This window comes from Staphylococcus sp. EG-SA-2 (assembly GCF_017152085.1).
Genome location: NZ_JACYHC010000330.1, coordinates 1 through 339, shown reverse-complemented (window position 1 = coordinate 339; position 339 = coordinate 1). Strand labels below are relative to the sequence as shown.

The 339-nt window shown below is 40.1% G+C and carries 1 protein-coding gene; it reads right to left on the bottom strand.

The window, feature by feature from the left end:
- The coding region (locus IDG60_RS03205; RefSeq protein WP_206160490.1) for a G5 domain-containing protein at positions 1 to 339 on the bottom strand (339 nt) is incomplete at both ends.

Below are 339 nucleotides of genomic sequence, written 5' to 3'. Positions count from 1 at the left end.
TAATTCCTGGTTTACCTGGTACTTTTTCCGTTTGATCTGTTGGTAAGTTTGGATCGAAGATATCTTTATGACCTTGCGTTATTTTCTCGCCACCGAACTCTACAATCTTATCTACTGGTTGTTTTGTAATCTCTTCTGTTGGTTGACCCTCGCCAACTTTTTCACCTGTTAATGGGTTCACTGTGATTGGTGTTGTGATTGTCTTACTTCCCGGTTGTCCTTCTTGTTTCACTCGCTCTTCACCAGGTTGTAACTTCGGATTAAATTCACGTTTTGTTTCAAACGGTATCTCTACTGTTTTTGTTTCTGGTGTACCCGTTTTTGGTCCGTGTTTAATCA